17 protein-coding genes and 2 tRNA genes are annotated in these 18805 nt (G+C 68.8%); 5 read left to right on the top strand and 14 right to left on the bottom strand.

Annotated features, from left to right (window positions below; translation table 11 throughout):
- The first annotated feature begins 99 nt into the window (after window positions 1-99).
- Complete coding sequence (locus LT971_RS06810; protein ID WP_237006096.1) at window positions 100-1245, top strand: acyl-CoA dehydrogenase family protein; 1146 nt, start codon at window positions 100-102, stop codon at window positions 1243-1245.
- 417 nt (window positions 1246-1662) lie between these two features.
- Here LT971_RS06810 and LT971_RS06815 read toward each other — a convergent pair whose 3' ends face one another.
- From LT971_RS06815 to LT971_RS06835, 5 genes are all read right to left on the bottom strand, one after another.
- Window positions 1663-2895, bottom strand: coding sequence for a sensor histidine kinase (locus LT971_RS06815; protein ID WP_237006097.1), 1233 nt, complete (start codon window positions 2893-2895; stop codon window positions 1663-1665).
- Between the two features lie 197 nt (window positions 2896-3092).
- A tRNA-Thr gene (locus LT971_RS06820) sits at window positions 3093-3166 on the bottom strand.
- A 12-nt stretch (window positions 3167-3178) separates the two neighbouring features.
- Window positions 3179-3715 carry a GNAT family N-acetyltransferase gene (locus LT971_RS06825; RefSeq protein WP_425293265.1) on the bottom strand — a complete coding sequence of 179 codons (537 nt, stop codon included), beginning with the start codon at window positions 3713-3715 and terminating at the stop codon, window positions 3179-3181.
- Window positions 3712-4908 (bottom strand): phosphoglycerate kinase, encoded by a 1197-nt coding sequence (locus LT971_RS06830; protein WP_237006098.1) that lies wholly within the window; start codon window positions 4906-4908, stop codon window positions 3712-3714. Before LT971_RS06830 ends, LT971_RS06825 begins: the two co-directional genes overlap by 4 nt.
- A gap of 145 nt (window positions 4909-5053) precedes the next feature.
- Window positions 5054-5683, bottom strand: coding sequence for a CBS domain-containing protein (locus LT971_RS06835; RefSeq protein ID WP_237006099.1), 630 nt, complete (start codon window positions 5681-5683; stop codon window positions 5054-5056).
- A 321-nt stretch (window positions 5684-6004) separates the two neighbouring features.
- Between LT971_RS06835 and udk the strand changes: the two genes are divergently transcribed.
- The gene (udk, locus tag LT971_RS06840) at window positions 6005-6688 is read left to right on the top strand and encodes a uridine kinase (RefSeq protein WP_237006100.1); all 684 of its coding nucleotides are present in this window, start codon (window positions 6005-6007) and stop codon (window positions 6686-6688) included.
- 133 nt (window positions 6689-6821) lie between these two features.
- Here the strand turns inward: udk and LT971_RS06845 are convergent, their stop codons facing one another.
- Window positions 6822-7145: a DUF5785 family protein gene (locus LT971_RS06845; protein WP_237006101.1), complete on the bottom strand. Its 324-nt coding sequence runs from the start codon at window positions 7143-7145 to the stop codon at window positions 6822-6824.
- 36 nt (window positions 7146-7181) lie between these two features.
- Complete coding sequence (locus LT971_RS06850) at window positions 7182-8189, bottom strand: arsenic resistance protein (RefSeq protein WP_237006102.1); 1008 nt, start codon at window positions 8187-8189, stop codon at window positions 7182-7184.
- A gap of 606 nt (window positions 8190-8795) precedes the next feature.
- Here LT971_RS06850 and LT971_RS16510 point away from each other — a divergent pair.
- Window positions 8796-10022, top strand: a complete 1227-nt coding sequence (locus tag LT971_RS16510) for a class I SAM-dependent methyltransferase (protein WP_237006103.1) — start codon at window positions 8796-8798, stop codon at window positions 10020-10022.
- 40 nt (window positions 10023-10062) lie between these two features.
- On the opposite strand, the gene LT971_RS06860 is transcribed toward LT971_RS16510, so the two are convergent.
- Window positions 10063-10145: transfer RNA gene (locus tag LT971_RS06860), tRNA-Ser, on the bottom strand.
- Window positions 10146-10495: 350 nt separating this feature from the next.
- On the opposite strand from LT971_RS06860, the gene orc8 reads away from it, so the two are divergent.
- Window positions 10496-11689 carry a DNA replication protein Orc8 gene (orc8, locus tag LT971_RS06865; protein WP_237006104.1) on the top strand — a complete coding sequence of 398 codons (1194 nt, stop codon included), beginning with the start codon at window positions 10496-10498 and terminating at the stop codon, window positions 11687-11689.
- Between the two features lie 301 nt (window positions 11690-11990).
- Here orc8 and LT971_RS06870 read toward each other — a convergent pair whose 3' ends face one another.
- Window positions 11991-12764 (bottom strand): DUF2064 domain-containing protein, encoded by a 774-nt coding sequence (locus LT971_RS06870; RefSeq protein WP_237006105.1) that lies wholly within the window; start codon window positions 12762-12764, stop codon window positions 11991-11993.
- 253 nt (window positions 12765-13017) lie between these two features.
- Here LT971_RS06870 and LT971_RS06875 point away from each other — a divergent pair, with 253 nt between their 5' ends.
- Window positions 13018-13230: a hypothetical protein gene (locus LT971_RS06875; RefSeq protein WP_237006106.1), complete on the top strand. Its 213-nt coding sequence runs from the start codon at window positions 13018-13020 to the stop codon at window positions 13228-13230.
- Between the two features lie 47 nt (window positions 13231-13277).
- Here the strand turns inward: LT971_RS06875 and LT971_RS06880 are convergent, their stop codons facing one another.
- The 5 genes from LT971_RS06880 to LT971_RS06900 all read right to left on the bottom strand — a co-directional run bounded on the left by LT971_RS06880 (window position 13278) and on the right by LT971_RS06900 (window position 18783).
- On the bottom strand, window positions 13278-13910 hold the full coding sequence (locus tag LT971_RS06880; RefSeq protein WP_237006107.1) for a uracil-DNA glycosylase: 633 nt from the start codon (window positions 13908-13910) through the stop codon (window positions 13278-13280).
- A gap of 67 nt (window positions 13911-13977) precedes the next feature.
- Window positions 13978-15162: a chorismate synthase gene (aroC, locus tag LT971_RS06885; RefSeq protein ID WP_237006108.1), complete on the bottom strand. Its 1185-nt coding sequence runs from the start codon at window positions 15160-15162 to the stop codon at window positions 13978-13980.
- Between the two features lie 155 nt (window positions 15163-15317).
- Window positions 15318-16811: a PAS domain-containing sensor histidine kinase gene (locus LT971_RS06890; RefSeq protein WP_237006109.1), complete on the bottom strand. Its 1494-nt coding sequence runs from the start codon at window positions 16809-16811 to the stop codon at window positions 15318-15320.
- Between the two features lie 109 nt (window positions 16812-16920).
- Window positions 16921-18150 carry an alkaline phosphatase family protein gene (locus LT971_RS06895; RefSeq protein ID WP_237006110.1) on the bottom strand — a complete coding sequence of 410 codons (1230 nt, stop codon included), beginning with the start codon at window positions 18148-18150 and terminating at the stop codon, window positions 16921-16923.
- Window positions 18151-18252: 102 nt separating this feature from the next.
- Window positions 18253-18783, bottom strand: a complete 531-nt coding sequence (locus tag LT971_RS06900; RefSeq protein ID WP_237006111.1) for a twin-arginine translocation signal domain-containing protein — start codon at window positions 18781-18783, stop codon at window positions 18253-18255.
- Between the last annotated feature and the right edge of the window lie 22 nt (window positions 18784-18805).

Here is an 18805-nt window from a genome sequence, read left to right on the forward strand (position 1 = left end):
TTTTAGTTGGATAGTTGTCAGTACGGTGGGGGCGAGAACCGCCGGGGAATTGTCCCCCGTTTACGAGAGCTTTTGTCCCGGTGTGCGGTACACTAGGGCATGGACTTCGGACTCACCGACGAGCAGCAAGCCATCCGCGACGAGGTGCAACGCTTCGCCGAGAACGAGATCAAACCGGTCGCCAGCGAGTACGACGAGGCCGAGAAGTTCCCCCACGAGGTCATGGACAAGGCCGCCGACGCCGGCCTGCTCGGCCCCAGCATCCCGCTGGAGTACGGCGGCGCCGGCTACTCCCCGGTGGAGACCGCCATCATCGTCGAGGAACTGTTCGCCGCAGACCCCGGCATCGGCCTCTGTGTCTCCAGCGCCGGCTTCGGCGCCGAAGCCATCATGGCGTTCGGCACCGAGGACCAGAAAGAACGCTTCCTCGAACCCATCACCACCGGCGACGCCATCATGGGGTCGGCCATCTCCGAGCCCGACACCGGCTCGGACGTCTCCAGCGTCTCGGCTACCGCCGAGAAAGACGGCGACGAGTGGGTGATCAACGGCAACAAGATGTGGATCACGAACGGCTCGGTCGGCGACTTCTTCGTCGTGCTCTGCAAGACCGACCCGGACGCCAGCGGCCGCTACAACGGCTTCAGTCAGATCGTCGTCGAGTCCGACCGCGACGGCTTCCAGGCCGACAAGATTACGGGCAAGCTCGGCATCCGCGCCTCGGACACCGCCGAACTCATCCTCGACGACGTCCGCGTCCCCGAGGAGAACCTCATCGGCACGCCCGGCGGCGGCTTCCTCCAGCTGATGCAGTTCTTCGACGAGACCCGGACGATGGTCGCCGCACAGGGCGTCGGCATCGCCCGCGGCGCCAAGGAGCGCGCGCTCGACTACGCCCTCGAACGCGAGCAGTTCGGCCGCCCCATCTCCGAGTTCCAGGCCATCGAGCACAAACTCGCCGAGATGGAGACCAAGACCGAAGCCGCGCGCACGCTCACCCTGAAGTCCGCCTGGAGCGTCGAGAACCGCGACGAACAGCTCACCGCGCTCGCCTCCATGGCCAAGGAGTTCGCGTCCCGGGTCGCCGTCGAGGTCGCCGACGAAGCGGTCCAGATCCACGGCGGCGCCGGCTACGTCAACGACTTCGACGTCGAGCGGTTCTACCGCGACGCGAAAATCACCCAGATCTACGAGGGCACCACGGAGATCCAGAAGAACATCATCGCCCGCGAGATGAAAGATTGACATCCTCTCCGCCCTGAAGGGCGAAGATTCCCACGGCACCGCGCCGCTGGTTTGGGATGTTCAAGGTTTGTAGTCGCCATGATGACGACTACTGGCTGTGCCAATCAGCCGTTACTCCTATCCCGGCATGGGATTCAGAGGTACTTCTTACTGCTGACACCCTGTGTTCCGGCACGGAAGAGGTGTCTTCCGCTCGGAATCAGGAATCCCGATATTGTCCGATTAGTCGGGCGGGTAGACCGCCTCGGTTACTTATTAGTACAATGTCCCGTTCCTTAAAACATCCGTCCGTACGTCAAGCGTAGTTCGCGCAGGAGTTGTCGGATTCATCCCCGCCCTGAAGGGCGGGGCTTTCTCCTCGAACTTCCGTAAGACGGCACGCACGCTGTCGACGGCGTCGCTGTTCGTCTTCCGTTCTCAGTCCGTCTGGGGGACCGGTACGCGGTCGCCCTCCGGCGGCTTCGCCGTCTCGCCGTGTCGCGCGAGTTCGACGACGAACTCGGTTCCGCCGGCGTCACTCTCGCCGACCGTCACGGTGCCGCCGAACGTCCGCACCGCCGTGTGGACGATGTTGAGTCCGGTGCCGACCGACCGGCTCTCGAAGAACGCCTCGGAGTCTTCGACGTCCAGCCCCGGGCCGTTGTCGGCGACGCGGACCACGACGGCCTCGTCCTCGCGAGTCACGTCGACAGAGACCTCCGGGGTCGCGGAGTCGTTGTGCTCGATGCCGTTCGTGACGAGGTTCCGGAACACGGAGTTCAGCAGTTCGTTGCCGTGGACGGAACACTGGCCGTCGGGGATGTCGGCGTCCACGCGGGCGTCCGGGAACGTGCCCTCGACGCGCGAGACCTCGTCCCGGAGGATGTCGGCGACGTCGATGGACGACGAACCCCCGTCCCGGGTGAGCTTCCCGACGACGCCACAGACGTCCTGTATCTCCGCGACCTGCTGGCCGGCGATCTCGAGGTGTTCCTCGACTTCCGGGTCTCTGGTCCGTCGACGCGCGAGGTCGAGTCGCCCCCGGAGGACGTTCACGACGTTCGGAATGTCGTGGCTGACGAGGTAGTTCAGCAGTGTGGAGCGCTCCCGGTCGGCCTCGATGCGGTCGATGTGGCGGTCGAGACTCGCAGTCATCCGGCGCAGCGACGCGCCGAACCGGCCGGGCAGCGTCTCCTCGAGTGCGGGCGCGTCGAAGTCGTGGTCGGCCAGCGCCTCCGCCTGCTCGGCGACCACTGCGAGGTGGTTCTGCATCGCCGCGAACCCCTCAACGAGCTCCCCGATTTCGTCGCGCTGGCTCGCCGTCGGCGGGTCGCCGTCGAGGTCGCCCTCCGCGATGCGCGTGGCCGCCGCGCGGAGGTCGGTGACTGGTTCGACGAAGTCGCGTTCGACGACCAGCACGGTGTTCGCGAGCGCAAGCCCCGCCCCGAGCAGGAGGACGGCGGACGTCGCGGCCCGCACAGTCCCAGAGAGGTAGAACGGCACTGCGACCTGCGCGACCGAAACCGCGAACTGGATGCCGACCGCCATCAGTACTTTCGCGCGGACGGAGCCGGTGACGCCGACGGCGTCCATCGTCCACCAGATGAACGACTCGTAGCGTCGCCGGAGTCGGTGCAACACGCCGCTCGTGCCGGAGTGGGTCTGAGTCATCTGTAGTCCTCGTGGCGCCGTAGTGGTCGTCCCGTACCCCCTCTTGAACCGAGTGGCTAACATGTAAGTCCACGCCGGTTACCGGTTCGTGAGAACCGCGGAGCTGGGGCTGCCTCTAGGGAGCGCACGCCGGATAGACCGCGATCGGAGTATCGGGTCACAGCGAGAACGAGCGGCCACTGTCTGCAGGTGTCGAGAGCCAAGGGTGCGATTTGAACGCACGAACTCTCGATTACAAATCGAGTGCTTGAACCACCCAAGCTCCCTTGGCGCCACTCCGGGATTACGCGTCGTCCTTTGAGTGCGTATCGCTTTCGGTCGACGTGTCACCCGCCCCCGAAGTACCGGGGTCTGCCGGTCGCTCGTAGGTGACGCGGTGTGGCTGATAGCCTCGCCGCTCGTAGAGCCGGCGAGCAGCGTCGTTTGCGGCCAGCGCCTCGACGGCGAGCACGTCGGCACCGTCCTCGCACAGCGCGTCCTCGGCGAAATCGAGCAAGGCACTGCCGAGGCCGTCGCCGCGCTGGTCGGGCCGGACGTAGACGTTGTCCACGACGCCTCTGGTGGCGTCGGTCTCGTAGAGGCCGGTCTCGGCGTGGAACATCACGAACCCCACGGCGAGGCCGCCCCGGACCGCGACCGCGACGCCGTCGGCGTGGACGTACTGGGCGACGAGGTCCCGGGCCTGGCCGCGGTTCTCCGCGGCGAGCAGGTGGGAGCCGTGGGCGCGCTGCTCGGCGGCGAGCGAGACCCACATGTCGGCGACCGTGTCGACGTCCTCGCCGGTCGCCGGCCGGACCCCGACGTCGCTCGGCACGGTCACCGAAGCGCCTCGACCGCGGGCAGGGCCTCGCCCGTGAGCATCCGCAGGGCCGCGCCGCCGCCGGTGCTCACGTGGTCGAACCCGGAGAGCCCGAACTGTCGGATGGCGGCGGCCGTGTCGCCGCCGCCGACGATGCTGTACTCGGCCCGGGACGCCGCCTCGAAGACGCCCCGTGTGCCGTCGGCGAACCGCTCGTCCTCGAAGACGCCCGCGGGACCGTTCAGCACGGCCGTCCCCGTGTCGGCGAGCACGTCGGCGTACGCCTCGACGGTCTCGCTGCCGAGGTCCAGGACCGACTCGCCGTCCGCCGGGGGAAGCTCGCTGGTCGACAGCTCGTGTCGCTTTCCGTCCCGCTCGACGGCGACGTCGACGGGGAGGTGGAGCCGGTCGTTGTACGCCTCCAGCAGGTCGCCGGCGCGCGCGATCTCGTTCTCGTAGCCGCGGTCGTGGATGAACGCCGTCGACTCGCGGCCCACGTCGACACCGGCGGCCGCGAGGAAGACGTTCGCCACGACGCCCGTGACGAGCACGTCGTCCGCGAGGTCGTGCTCGAGAGCGTGCTCGGCGACGGTCACCGAGTCCGGGACCTTCGCGCCGCCGACGACGTACGTCCGCGGCGTCGGGGTGTCCTCGACGGCGCCGAGGACGTCGAGTTCTTCGGCCATCACGCGGCCGGCGTACGCGGGCAGGTGTTCCGGGAACCCGACGAGCGACGGCTGCGAGCGGTGCGCGGCCGCGAACGCGTCGTTCACGTACGCGTCCAGCGCGGGCGCCAGCCGGTCGACGAGGTACGTCTCGGCGGCGCGCGCCGGCTCGAACTCCATGTACTCCTCGCTGTAGAACCGCGTGTTCTCGAGGACGACGGCCTCGCCGGCGTCGAGGCCGGCGACGGCGTCGCGGGCGTCCTGTGAGAACGTCGCGTCGCAGTAGGAGACGGGGGCATCGAGGAGCTCGTCGAGCCGGCCGGCGTGGGACTCCAGTCGCGCGAACTCGTCGCCGCCGGGCCGTCCCTGGTGGGCGAGTACGGCGACCCGTGCGTCCGCCGCCAGTAGTTCGGCGAGCGTGTCGACGTGCGCGCGGAGGCGGGCGTCGTCGGCCAGCTGGCCGTCGTCGGTCAGCGGGCTGTTGATGTCGACGCGCACCCCGACCGCGCGGTCGGCCGCCGCCAGGTCGTCGAGGGTCCGTATCGGCATGTACGCGAAGGGACTTCACGTGTCTGTAAATGCGTTTCCGTACGGCGAGACGCCCCGGGACGCCAGTACTCGGTTTCGAGTAAAACAGTTCGTCGTAGCCCTGTCGACGCGCGGTGCGCGGCCCGGGCGGGCTGACCGCTACCGGTCAGACCGAACGGCACTCCGTGCACAGCAGTCGGCCGTTGACGTTCGCCAGTTCGGCGGCGAGACTCCCGCAGCTCTCGCAGACGCCCTGCTCGGCGTAGTCGTTCGGCGCGGCACCCTCGGCGTACTCGTCCGTCGGCCCGTCCGCGAACTCCTCGCCCGTCGACTCGGCCATCTCGACGGCGGTGTCGGTGGTGCCCGCCACACTCCCGGGCGCGCCGCCGGTCGCCGGCGTGCTCCCGCCCGACTCGGTGCGGCCCGCCACGGCCGGCGCGATGTCCCGGGCTTCCACGACACCGGCCACCTCGTCGTCGCTGGTCACGAGCACGCTCGGGTCGCCGGTGCGAGCCATCACGTCACCGGCCTCCGCGACGGTCGCGTCCTGCGACAGCGACACCGGCGCGTCGGCCATCACGTCCGCGACATCCACCGTCGACAGGTCCTGTTCGTCCGCGACGACCTCGATGATGGTGTCCGCGGTGAGCATACCCACGGGGTCGCTCCCCCGCAACACCACCGCCGACGTGGCGTTCTCCTCCCGCAGCAGCGCCACCGCGTCGAGCAGCCCGTCGGACTCGCTGACGCCGACGAACTCGTGGGACATCACGTCCCTGAGGGCTAACTGGGCCATGTGTTCCAGTAACGGAGAGATTCGCTAAAAGCTGTCCCCGCAAGTGGTTAGTGGCTGTCCGCCGTATTCGAACGGGGTTTTTCGCACCCGATTTCTGGGTCCGGCGGCGGACTGCGAGCTCCCCACCGGAGCGAACGTGCTCGTCCACGCGAGTAGTCTCGTGTTACCCGCTCGCGCTGGCCCCGGTACCCGCCAGCAGTCGCTGCGGTCACTTGCCGGAGAGTCGAGGGGGTACTCCGAGACGTGTCGCTGTGCGGAATACTCGGGTTCGAGGCCGCGAAACGCTGCATTCAACACGACTCGCTCGCGTCACCTGTAGCAATGACCATCCCGTCGTTCGCCATCGGCATCGCCGGGGGGACGGGCGCCGGCAAGACCACGGTCGCCCGCGAGATCACCGACAACGTCGGCGACTCGGTGACGCTCATCCCACTGGACAACTACTACGAGGACCTCTCACACCTCGACTTCGAGGAGCGCGCGAACGCCAACTACGACCACCCGTCGGCGTTCGAGTGGGAGCTGCTCCGCGAACACATGGACGCCCTGCTCTCCGGGCAGTCCGTCCAGATGCCCCAGTACGACTTCGAACAGCACGTCCGCGAGGAGGAACGCGTGACCGTCGAACCGACCGACGTCATCGTCCTCGAGGGCATCCTCGCGCTCTACGACGAGGACGTTAACGACATGCTCGACCTCCACATCTACGTCGAGACGGACGCCGACGTCCGCATCCTCCGCCGCATCGAGCGCGACGTCGTCGAGCGCGGCCGCGAGCTCGAGGGCGTGATGGACCAGTACCTCACGACGGTCAAGCCGATGCACGAGCAGTTCATCGAACCGACGAAGCGCCACGCCGACATCATCATCCCCGAGGGCGCCAACGCCGTGGCCGTCAACCTCCTCGAGGAGAAAGTACAGGCCGAGAGCTCCGAGATGGCGGCGTGGGCCGCCCGCGAAGACGTCGGCCTCGACGACGCGAACAGCAGCTACGACCCGCAGTAAGCAGCGAACTGTTCTCCACTACTGCCGCCGCCAACGTTTCGTCGCCAACGTTTTGCCGCCGCCACCGTTTCGCCGCCAACGTTTTGCCGCCGCCACCGTTTCGCTGACTTTACCTCCGACGCGGTCTACGCGACTACTCGCTGGGGTGGTAGTCCAGGAAGTCCGCCGCCTGGAGCGCTGCGCCGACCTTCTTGTGGAAGTCGACTTTCGTCTCGAACTCGTCGGCGTCGACGTGCTCGAAGATCTCGGACACCGACACGACCGTCTGGTGGTTGAGTCGGACCGGGTGCTCGCCGTACTCCTCGACGAACGAAGCGACGTCGAGGGGGAAGTCCTCGCCCTCCACGGTCATCTTCGAGAGCACCGCCAGCCCGTACTTGCGGCCGCCCTCGCTGCCCTTCTCGCCGTCCGGGTCGTGGACCCAGTCCCGCCCCGAGGGGTCTTCCATCTCTGCCATACCCCGAACGTCCCCCGCTGGCCTCAAAACGGTTTCTCAATCGGCGTCAGCCGGACGGCCGGTGGCCGACGGCGCTGGCAGCAGGTAGGCCGGCACGACCCTCGTCAGCACCACCATCCCCGAGAGTTCGACGAGCGTCTGAGTCACGACGACGGCCGGCGCGACGGCGTACTCGGCGGGGAGTGCGAGTGCGAGCGGCAACACGACCAGCGAGTTCCGGGTGACGGACGTGAACACGAGCGCGCGCCGCTCCCCGAGGTCCAGGTCGAGCACACCGCCAGCGACCCGCGCGAGCACGGGCACGACGACGAGGAAAGCGGCGTAGACGGGGACGACGGCCGCGAACTCACCGATGGAGTTCCGGACGCGCGGGAGCTGTGAGGCGACGACGACGAACAGCGTGACGCCGAGCATCGGCACCGGCAGCCACGCCATCGCCGCCTGCCAGCGCCCGCCGGCCCGCGACCGCTCCGCCCAGTACTCCGTGAGCCACGCGAGCACTAGCGGCGCGGCGATGATGGTGAGGAAGGCGTCGACGAACGGCCCGGGTTCGACGACCGCCGCGACCTGCGGGCCGACGAACAGCCAGAGGTACACCGGGAGCAACAGCAGCTGCACGAGCATCAGGACGGGCGTGGTCGCCGTGACCTGTTCGGCGTCGCCGCCCGCGAGGTCTGTGAAGGTGATGACGTAGTCGATGCAGGGCGTCAACAGGACCAGGAGCGCGCCGACCAGAACCGCCGGGTCGGCCGGCAGGAACCGGGCGAGTCCCCAGACCACGACCGGGACGACGAGGAAGTTCATCCCCAGCGCTGCGCCGAGGTACCGGGTGTTCGTGAACGCCGCCCGCAGCCGAACGAACGGAATCTCGAGGAACGTCACGTACAGCAGGGCCGCGAGCACCGGCCCGATGGCCGCTTCGATCGCGTCTGTCGACCCCGGGCTGGCGACGGCCGTCGCAACCGCGAGCGCCACGGCGACGGCGTACACGCCGACCTGCCGGCGCTGGAGAAGTGCCGGGCCGTCCGCCGGCAGACCACTCATCGCGTCGGCGTTCGGGGTGCCGGTTCAAACCAGCACCGGTGCGCTGTCTCACGGAGCGGTCGGAGATGGGAGCGGGCCCCGGACCCCGAACCCTGAAGTGCGTCGGCTGCGCAGTTCTGGATACGTTGAACAGGCCCCTCAGGTCGTCCATCGTCCCGCAGTAGCGGTCGCGGGGCGAGCGAGCGACCGGCTCGCCGGCTGTGGGCGCCGCGGACGCCGACCACTCGCGCGCGGTCGCGGTTCGCGTCGTCACGCTGTCCGGCACCCGGGCACGCCCCGCCCGTAGCTGGAGGCCTGCCGTTCTCTCGGTGTTTCCACCCTCGAACCCTCGGTACCGAGGCTCGTCGCCGTCTGTGCCGCCGTGGCCGTCGGCAGCGGAGCGATGCGTGCGCTGTCTCACCCACAGACCGCAGCCAGCGAGCCACACTCGACTCAGATGCACGCAACCCGACCGACGAGACCGCCGAACCGTTCACAGCGACTGCACCAGCAATCCGACCACCAGCAATCGCACCACCACCAGCGACCGCACCACCATCGGCAGCCCTACTACCAACAGGAATCCGGGCAGCAGTGGGATTCTCGCGGCCGACTGGAGGTGTCGCCGTGACCCACGACGGCACCGCTGCAAGTGGCGAACGAAGGGGCGACAGGAACGAGGACGCGCCGAGTCGGGATGCCGACCTCGCACTCGCCGCGCGCGTCGACGCCCCGCGAGACACCTACGAGTTCGAGACCGCAGCAGGCGTCTGTTCGCCCGACGAGTTCCGGGCCGCAGAGCTGGCGCTCGTCGAGGTACTCTGGGGACGTGACCTGGGCCGGCTCCTGGTCGTGGAGGGTAACTACGGCGTTCCGGCGGTGGTGCTGGCCGACGCCGCCGCGGCGGTGGCCGTGACCGAATCCAGCGCTCGAGCGGCCGGGCTCTGCGAGGCAAATGCCGCCCGGAATGGTGTCGGCGGAGCCGTTCATGTCGCGAACGTTGCCGAGCTCTGGGGGAGAGATTCTGGTAGCGGCGCTGACCGGGCTCGAAGCGGTGACGTCGACGTGGCCGCGTACGCGCCGAAGTCCTACACCCCACTGCCCGTGGCGAAACAGCGACTGGTGGGCGCGCTGGCGTGCCTGCGTCCGGGCGGCCAGCTATTCGTGGCGGCCCGCGAGCGAAGCGGGCTCGGGAGATTCGCCGACGTGCTCGGCGACCTCGCCGGGAGTGTCGAGACGGCCGCCGAAGTGGGGGACTGCTCGGTGCTGGTCGCGTCTCGGCCCGCCTCCGGGTTGCTGGACGACCGCTCGTTCGTCGAGCCGCGGCGGCTGTCCGCGACGGTCGGGGGTGTCGACCTCTCGCTCGTGTCCGTGCCCGGCGTGTTCGCCGCGGGCAGGCTGGACCACGGCACTCGGTTGCTGCTGGAAACGGCCGACGTCGCGGACGGCGACCGCGTGCTCGACCTCTGCTGTGGCTACGGTGCAGCGGGCGTCTGGGCCGGGAGTGCGGCCGACTGCTCGGTGACACTGACCGACGACGACCGCGTGGCGACCCGGTGTGCCGAGTGCAGTCTCTCCGCCTCGGGAGTCGACGGCGAGGTGGTGACGGCCGACGGCACTGCCGGCGTGAAGAACCAGCGTTTCGACACCGTGCTCTGCAATCCGCCGACGCACGCCGGCGACGCGGTCCTCCGGGAGCTGTTCGACGGCGCCCGACGCGTGCTGGTCGACAGCGGGACGCTGTGGGTTGTCCACCACGACGCGCTCGACCTCGACCCACACCTGTCGGTGTTCCAGCGAGTGCAGGTCGCCGCGAGGGGCGAGGAGCACGTCGTTCTCCGGGCCACCAGGTAGCCGTGGGGGTGGCGGACTAGAGAGTCAGCGTCGGAAGAAGCGGTGAGGCTGGGATTCGAACCCAGGAGGCATGACGCCACCGGTTTTCAAGACCGGCGCAATAGGCCGCTCTGCCACCTCACCGTGCGGGAGGAGGTTGGACAGGGTGAGGGTTGAAACTGTCGTTGTGCGGGAGACGTGGCCCCCACCCCGGATTTCGAGTGTTCTGTCCCGGCGGTGGGAGGCCTGGGCGGGAAGGTGGGGACGGCCACCCCGATTTGCAAGTGTTCTTGGTGAACGACTGTCGGGTGAGTCGGGAGAGATAGCCGGATACAAACGACGCCGCCGCGAACTCGCGACTGACTGCGTGTAAAGGCTCTTTCTGGGGGTGTTCTCCGGTCACGACAGCCCGCCGAAAAGGAGAGAACTCCCGAAACAGCCGAAACTCCAGAACCAAACTATTATTGTGGGGTGGCTGGAAGGTAGCCGTAGCGATGAAGACGCCGTTCCGGGACCGCGTCGAGCTGTTCGCGAACAAGGATGTCCTCAAGGACCACTACGAGCCGGAGGAGATCCTCGAACGCGACGAAGAGATCGACCAGTACGCCAACGCGCTCCAGGACGTCGTCGACGGCTGGGAGCCCGACAACGTCTTCGTCTACGGGAAGACCGGCGTCGGGAAGACCGCCGTCACCCGGTACATGATGGACGCCCTGGAGTACGAGGCAGAAGACCGGGACGGCGTCGACAGCGTCGCGAGCGTCGAAGTGAACTGCCACCACCACCCGTCGTCGTACCAGGCGGCGATCGCGCTCGTGAACGAGCTCCGCGCGGACACCGACCGAGACCCACTGACCACGGGGCTCTCGACGTCGGACGTGCTGAACGCGCTGTTCGACGAAATCGAGGAGCGCGAAGGGACAGTGCTCATCGTCCTCGACGAGATCGACAACCTCGGCGACGACGACATGCTGCTGTACCAGCTCCCGCGCGCGAAGACGAACGGCAACATCGAGGACTCGCAGGTCGCGGTCGTCGGCATCTCGAACGACTACACGTTCCGCAACGACCTCTCGCCGAAGGTCCAGGACACGCTCTGCGAGCGCGAGATCAAGTTTCCGCCGTACGACGCGAACGAACTCGTCACGATTCTCGACGACCGCGCCGACCGCGCGCTCAGCGACGGTGTGCTCGACGAGGGAGTCATCCCGCAGTGCGCCGCGCTCGCTGCTCGCGACCGCGGGAGTGCGCGGCAGGCCATCGACCTCCTGCGGGAGTCCGTGAACGTCGCCATCGAGGACGAGCGCGAGACCGTCAGCGAGGCGGACGTGGACACGGCGGTCGAGCGCGTGGAGCGGGGGCGCATCAAAGACTCCATCAAGGACCTCACGACCCACGGCCAGTACGTCCTGCTGGCTGTCACCCAGACGGCCGTCGCAGGCGACACGCCCGTCCGTGCGAAAGAGCTCTACGAGGTGTACGAGGACGTCGCCGCCGAGTACGCCTCGGAGCCGCTCAGCCAGCGCAGCGTCCACGACCACCTCAACGACCTCTCGATGCTGGGGTTCCTCCGCCAGCACGACCGCAACTACGGCCGCGGCGGCGGCCAGTTCTTCGAGTACGAACTCGACGTCGACGCCGCGATGGTCCAGGAAGCCATCGCGGACGCCGACGACCCTGTGGCCTGACCACTCCGACCGGTTCTCCTGCTCTCCTACCCGACTTCCGTATGTCGACACTCCTGCTCGACTGTCGTGCGTTCACAGTCTCGCCCAACTGCCGTGCGTCCACAGCAGAACACTCGAAAGATGGGGGTGGGCCGCTCCCGCAGGTCCGTCCCTCCACACCGCTCTCCGAGAACACTTGCAGAGTGGGGTGCCCCCGGAACCACCGGGTGCGCGCTCGTCGGCCAGTGGCGTCTCCGCCAGCAGAACACTCGAAATTCGGGGCCGGGGTGGTGTGCTCTCCCGCCCAGCCACCTCGATTGCTCTACTCCAGTGTGAGCGTCGGTTCGCTGCTGTCCCCGTCTCCGCCTTCGACGCGGAGGCCGAGGTCCTCCACGAGCGCCGTCGTGTACGCCGGGACCAGCCGGCTCGCGGCCCGGCGCGCCCGGAGTTCCGACACGAGCGTCCGGAGGGCGCCAGCCGACTCTACCCGACGGCGTCCCGGGAGGAAGTCCACGTCGTGGCCGGCGTCGACGGCTCGCGCGTTCAGGTTCTCGAGCGCCGGCGCCGACAGCGCGTTCTCGAAGTCGACGGGTTCGGTGAACCCAGCGAAGTAGATGTCGCCGTCGTCGGCGGGCCCGAGCACGACCTCGCTGCGGCGGAGCTTCATCGCGGCGCTGTCGACGTCCTTCCGGAGCAGCGTCGGCGCGTCGGGCTCCAGGACGGCAGCGGACTGCACGCCCTCGGTCTCCAGCAGGTGCGTGACCGTGTTCCCGACGCGCGCCGAGCGGGACGACCCGACCTGCACCTCCACGCGGACGTCCTCCAGCTGGTCGTCGTCGAGGACGTCCGCCACGAGCGCCCGCACTTCGGCTTCGGCATCGGCGCCCGCGGGAACGTGCTCGTCGGGGAGCTGGTCGTCACTGCGGTAGTTCACGAGCAGGTCGCCGCCGCTCTCGGCGACGGCGAGCAGGAGGTCCGACACCATCGCCTCGTAGAGCCGGGTCGCCTCGGCGGCGGACAGCGGCGTCTCGGCGGGGAGGTCGGGCAACACGAGTCCGTCACGCGGCGGGTCCACCAGTACGGCGACGACGGTCATACCTCGCAGTCCGTGCTCCCGTGGCTTGAACGGCGTGGTACGGAACGGCACCTGCTCGACCCCCGACCTCGCTGACTCCAACCCCGCTGACTCGTTCGGACCACCCACGACCCCTGTTCGCGTCCCGCGGTCTCACAGCCACCGTTCGCATCCCCAGAAGTCCTACAGCCACCGTTCGCATCCCCAGAAGCCCTACAGCCACCGTTCGCGTCCCGGGGGTCTAAGTTCACAGCCGCCGCAGTCCAGCCCGTCCATGCCATCCGAGAGACTGCTCGGCACGCTCGCCGCTGCCGCTGCGATTCTCACCATCGCCGTCGGCGTCGGCGGCGCGCTCGCGTCCACACCGGCACTGGCGTCGTCGCTGCCACAGACCGTGACAGCAGCACTGGTCGCCCTCCTCGTCGTCGCCGTCGTGCTCACCGGCGTCACCGGCGCGGGCGGCACAGACCGCACCCCGTACTGGTAGGTCCCGGAATCACCGTAGAGAACACCTCTACACGCTGCGCTCGCCAGCTACCGGTTCCGCCGCCCCTTCGTCTGGCGGTAGTCGGTGTCCCGGAACTCGAGGAAGAAGTCGATCCACGCCTCGGTCTGCTCGTCGGTCTGCTCCCGCGGGTGGACCATCGGTACGAGCTCGAATCCACGCCCGCGGACCGTCGACGCGTGCAGGTCCTCGACGTCCATGCTCTCCGCCGGCTTCGTCGTGTACTCTTCGCCGAGTTCGGTGAGCGCGCGCTGCCCGATCGGCACCAGCACCTCGGGGTTGATCATCCGGACGTCGGCGTTGAGGTACGGCTCGCACTCCCGGACCTCCCCGTCGGTGGCCGCACGGTCGGGGTGCCGGCACCGGGTGAGGTACGTCACGTACGCGTTCTCCAGCTCCGGTTCGGTGCTCGACGGCAGCGAGTAGTTCAGGCCGACACTTCCCAGGATGTGCTGGAAGCGTTCGCCCGCCTCGTCGCCGACGAGGGGCACGCCCGCGTCCTCGCTGGCGGCGCTCGGCGACTCGGCGACGAACACGAAGTCCGCGCCGACGTCGCCGTAGCCGTGGACGACGCGCTCGCGCTGGTCGCAGAGGCCGGGACAGTTCCGGCAGTCCTCGTCCATCCCGTAGGGGTTCTGCCGGGTCTCCTGTTCGGCGTCCATCGACCGGCACTCGGGACGCCACCGGGAAAGCAACTTCGCTGACGAACGCTCCCCGCGAGTGAAACTCCTACTCGTTCCGGGGGCTGCTCGGGTGGTAGTCGGTGTCGTACTCGCCGGGCTGGCCGTCCAGCCGGTCGGGGTTGATGCGGCCACCCAGCAGCATGAAGTCCAGAATCGTGCAGTACAGCATCGCCTCGACGACCGGCACCGCTCGCGGCGGCAGCGACGGGTCGTGCCGGCCGGTCACGGTGACCTCCTTCTCCTCGCCGGTCTCCCAGTCGACCGTCTCTTGGGTCTTCGGAATCGACGTCGGCGCGTGCCACGACGCCTCGCCGTAGATGGGTTCGCCGGTCGTGATGCCGCCCTGGAGGCCGCCGTGGTCGTTGCCCTCCGGAATCGGGTCGCCCTCGTCGGCGACGATTTCCTCCTCGTCACCCTCCGCAAACGTCCAGTCCTCGTTGCGCTGCTTGCCTGCCACGGAGCGGGCCTCCCGACCCAGGCCAAACTCGACGCTCGTCGTCGCGGGAATCGAGAACATCGCCTGCCCGAGACGTGCGGGCACGCCGTCGAATCTCGGCGCGCCGAGCCCCCTCGGAACCCCACGAGCTTCGAAGTAGATGGACCCGCCGATCGAGTCGCCGCGCTCCTGGTAGTCGTCGATGAGGTCCCGCATCTCCTCGGCGGTCTCGGGGTCGGCACACCGCACTTCGTTCTCCTCGCTATGCTCGAGCATCTCCTCGAAGGAGACGTCCGGCGCTTCGACGTCCCCGATCTGGTTGACGTGAGCCTTGACCTGCACGTCGTGGTCGGATTGCTCGAGCACCGCCTTCGCCACCGCGCCCGCAGCCACCCAGTTCACGGTCTCGCGGGCCGACGACCGGCCGCCGCCGCCCCAGTTCCGGGTCCCGAACTTCGCGGAGTACGTGTAGTCGCCGTGCGAGGGACGGGGCGCCGTCACGAACGGCTCGTACTTCCCGGACTGAGCGTCCTTGTTCTCGATGGTCATCCCGAGCGGCGTCCCGGTCGTGTAGCCGTCCTGGAGCCCGGACTGGATGGAGACCTCGTCGGGTTCGCCCCGGGAGGTCGTGATCATCGACTGACCGGGCTTCCGCCGGTCGAGCTCCCGCTGGACCGTCTCCTCGTCGAGTGCCACGCCAGCCGGACACCCCGACACCACGACGCCCATCCCGGCACCGTGGCTCTCGCCGTACGTCGTCACTTCGAAGAGGCGACCGAACCGATTGCCGTTCATTGTCTGAGGATACGGCGCGAGGGGCTTATGACTTGCAGTCCGTGCAACGGACACCGCCGGCAGTTCGGACCGGGTGGTGCCGCCCGGTCGCCACGCTGGGAGACGGAGGCGACGGACGTCCGGTCCGACTCGGTGGCTCCAGTCAGACTCAGTTGCTACCGCTGGGGGTCCTCGCGTTCGCTCTGGCCGCCGTTCTCGCCGCCGTCGTCGCGTACCGTGAACGATTCGTCGTACGGTGCTGCTCTGGCGCCCGAGAACTCGAAGCGTGCGCCGCCGCTGTCGCTGTCGGTGACGGTCGGTGTCCAGTCGTGGGCGGCGGCGATGTCGGCGACGATGTTCAGGCCGAGCCCGCTCCCGACGTCCTCGGTCGTCCAGCCCAGTTCGAAGACCGACTCGCGGTCCTCGGGCGGAATCCCGGGGCCGTCGTCCTCGACGAAGAACCCGCTGTCCGTGACGCCGACCCGCACGGTCACGTTCTCGCCGCCGTGCTCGATGGCGTTCCGGTAGAGGTTCTCGAAGAGGTGGCTGAACCGCTCCTCGTCGGCGTACACGATGCCCGGCGCAACGATGTCGAGGCTGGCGCTGTCGGTGGCGACGTTCGCCCAGCACTGGGCCGCGAACTCGCCGACGTCGATGGCGTCGACGGTCTCGATGTCGGAGCCGGTTCGAACCATCGTCAGCGCCTCCTCGATGATCTCCCGCATCCGGTCGTGGGCGGACTCGACGGCGCGCAGCCGGTCGGTGTCGCCGGTCTCCATGGCGAGCTCGACGTTCCCCTCGGCGACGTTCAGTGGGTTGCGGAGGTCGTGGGACAGCACCTGTGCGACGCGCTCGAGGCGGTCGATCTGCCGGTTCAGTTCGCGCTCGTACTCGCGTCGCTCGGAGACGTCCCGCAGCATCGCCAGCACCACGCCGTCGTCGACCACGTTGACGCGCTGGGCGCTCACCTCCACCGGCACCCGGTCGCCGTCGTCGGTGACGACGAGGATGTCGTCGCCGTTCTCGAAGCGGGAGCTCCGCACGCGCTCGCCCGGGTCCAGCGAGAAGAGGTCGACGTACCGGCCGTTCGGCCCCTCCGGGAAGACGTCGCTGTAGTGGCGGCCGACGAGGTCGTCTTCGGGTTCGCCGACGAGTGCTGCTGCGGCGCGGTTCGCTTCCAGGACCTCGCCGTCGTCGACGGCGACGACGAACGCGGCGTCGGGCGCGGTGTCGAGGAGCGTCCGGTACTTCCGGCGCAGCGACTGCTGCTCGCTGACGTCGCGCACCGCGGCGATTGCGGCAGCACTCTCGCCGCTCTCGCTCTCGACGGGGCTGAGACTGATGTCGACGGGGAACGTCGACCCGTCCTTCCGGCGAGCCTGCAGTTCGAGTCCGGCACCCATCGGACGTGACTCGGAGTCCTCGAAGTAGGCGTCGACGAGGGACGCGTGGTCGTCGACGTCGTTGGGGACGAGGACGCCGACCGACGAGCCGACGAGTTCCTCGGGCTCGTAGCCGAAGAGGTCTCGCACCCGGTCGTTCGCGCGCCGGATGCGGCTGTCTTCGTCGACGACGAGGATGGCATCGGGTCCTTCGTCGAACAGCGAGGCCAGTCGCTCGGTTTCGGGGTACTCGGACATCGAACGGTAGTCGGCATCGAGTACGGTCATCCGCGGGATAACTATTCCCTTCAGTCCCGGTGTGTGGAAGGGTCCCGGACGCGGCCAGTCGGGCGGCCGGGGAGTCTCGGACTGGCTGCAGAGACGCCGGCGTCGTTGGTCAGGCGAGGTCGGACGCCCACGCCACCCCGAACGGCACGACGGCCTCCTGGGGGCCGAGGCCGCCGTGCATGCCGGCGAATCCCCACTCGGGGTCGTCCCGGGTCGGTAGCACCATCCCGTCACGGGGAATCACGAGGAGGTCGCCGGCATTCCGTTCGAACGCCGGTCCCGGGTCGCCCCGTCCCCACAGGCCTGCGTCGAGCGCTTCGTCGCGACCCAGTACGACGGCGTCGAGGCCGGAAAGCCGCTCTCTGGCAGCCGCCTCGTCGGTGACGCGAAGGTGAAGGTTCCGGGGGCCGCCGAGCGCGAGCGGCGTCCCCGACCGGTCGGTCCGGACGTGCTCCAGCACTCCCGTCGATTCGAGGGCGACGGTGTTGTCGGCGACGTTCACCTGTCCGTGGTCGGCGACGAGACAGACGAGCGTCTCGTCGGCGACCGACGGTGCCAGCCGCCCGAACGCCCGCTGGAGCGCGTCCCCGACGGCGGCCGCCTGCGCGTCGGCGTGGTCGCTCTCGGGACCGTGCTCGTGTGCGGCCGCGTCCACGAGCGGGTAGTAGGCGTACGTGTACGACGGCGCGTCGGCCTCGCGGAGCACGTCGCGGAGTGCGAGCGCGAACTCGGTCGTGCGCTCGTAGTGGGTGACCGACGCTCCCGCGGTCGCGGCGTCGCCGTACCCGGGGCCGTAGTCGGGCTCGACAACGCTGGGGTCGACACCGGCGTCGGCCAGCCGGCTGTACACCGCCGGGCGGTCGAACAGATCGTCGGGCTGCACGGACAGCTCGCCGCCGTCTTTGGCTGCGTACGGCAGCGTCTCGTAGACGGCGTCGGCCGCCGGGTCGTAGGCGTTCCAGCCGAGCAGCCCGTGCTCGACGGGGTCGCTGGCGGTCGCCATCGTCGTCACGCAGGCCGCGGTTTCGGAGGGGAACGTCGACGTGAGCGGCGTCACCCGGCCGGAGTCCCGGAACGCCCGGAGGAACGGCACGTCGCCGGCGACGCGCTCGAACTGCCGGTAGCCGAGGGCGTCGACGAACAGCACGACGACGTGCGAGGGGTCGTCGTGACCCGTCGCGAACACGTCCTCGGGGAGGCCGTTGCCGAGGTCGACGCCGAGCCGGTCGGCTGCCGCCCCGGGAACGTTCGCGAAGCAGTACCCGTCGTAGTCCGGCGCCAGCAGTCCGTCCGCGAACTCGTCGCCGGCGAGCTCGCCTGCGCGGTCGTCTTCGAACACGCGTCCACCGACAGCCAGCCGGACCAAAAACCTCCCGTGCGCTACAGCAGTGCTACCGTCCCACAGGACGACGAAACCGAGACCAGGCGCAGTCGACCGCCGTCAGCCGTCTACCCACTCGTCGTACGCACGCTCCCGGAGCGCGACTTCATCGACGGCGTACTCGTCCGGTTCGGCGTCCAGCACGTCGAACTGGTCGTCGCGGTCGGCCACCGTCACGCGACCGGTCAGCGGCGCCGCGTTGAAGTCCTCGCGGCCGGCCCGCTGGTTCAGACAGGCGACGGCGCCCCCCTCGCCGCAGGCGCCGAGCACGTAGTCGACCTCGTCGAACTCCCGAGCGAGCCGGTCGTGGAGGTCCGCACTGACCTCGATTCGGGTGGCCGGCTGGACGGCGCTGGCGGCGTACTCGGGGTCGTAGTAGCCTTCGACTGTCGCCTCCCCGACGCGGTGAGCGACGTCCAGCACGTCGGCCTGATACCACTGGGTGTCCTCGGTCCACGAGACGGAGACGGACTTGAACTGGAGGTACGCCGTCGTCCCGGACTCGAAGAGCCCGCCGATGCAGCCGGCCGTCGCCGCGCCGGCCGCCACCGCCGTCGTCGTCTTCGCGAGGAAGGCACGTCTGGAAGGCACTACTGGCGTCTAGAAACGGGAC

This window comes from Halobacterium rubrum, assembly GCF_021729015.1.
GTDB classification, from domain to species: domain Archaea; phylum Halobacteriota; class Halobacteria; order Halobacteriales; family Halobacteriaceae; genus Halobacterium; species Halobacterium rubrum.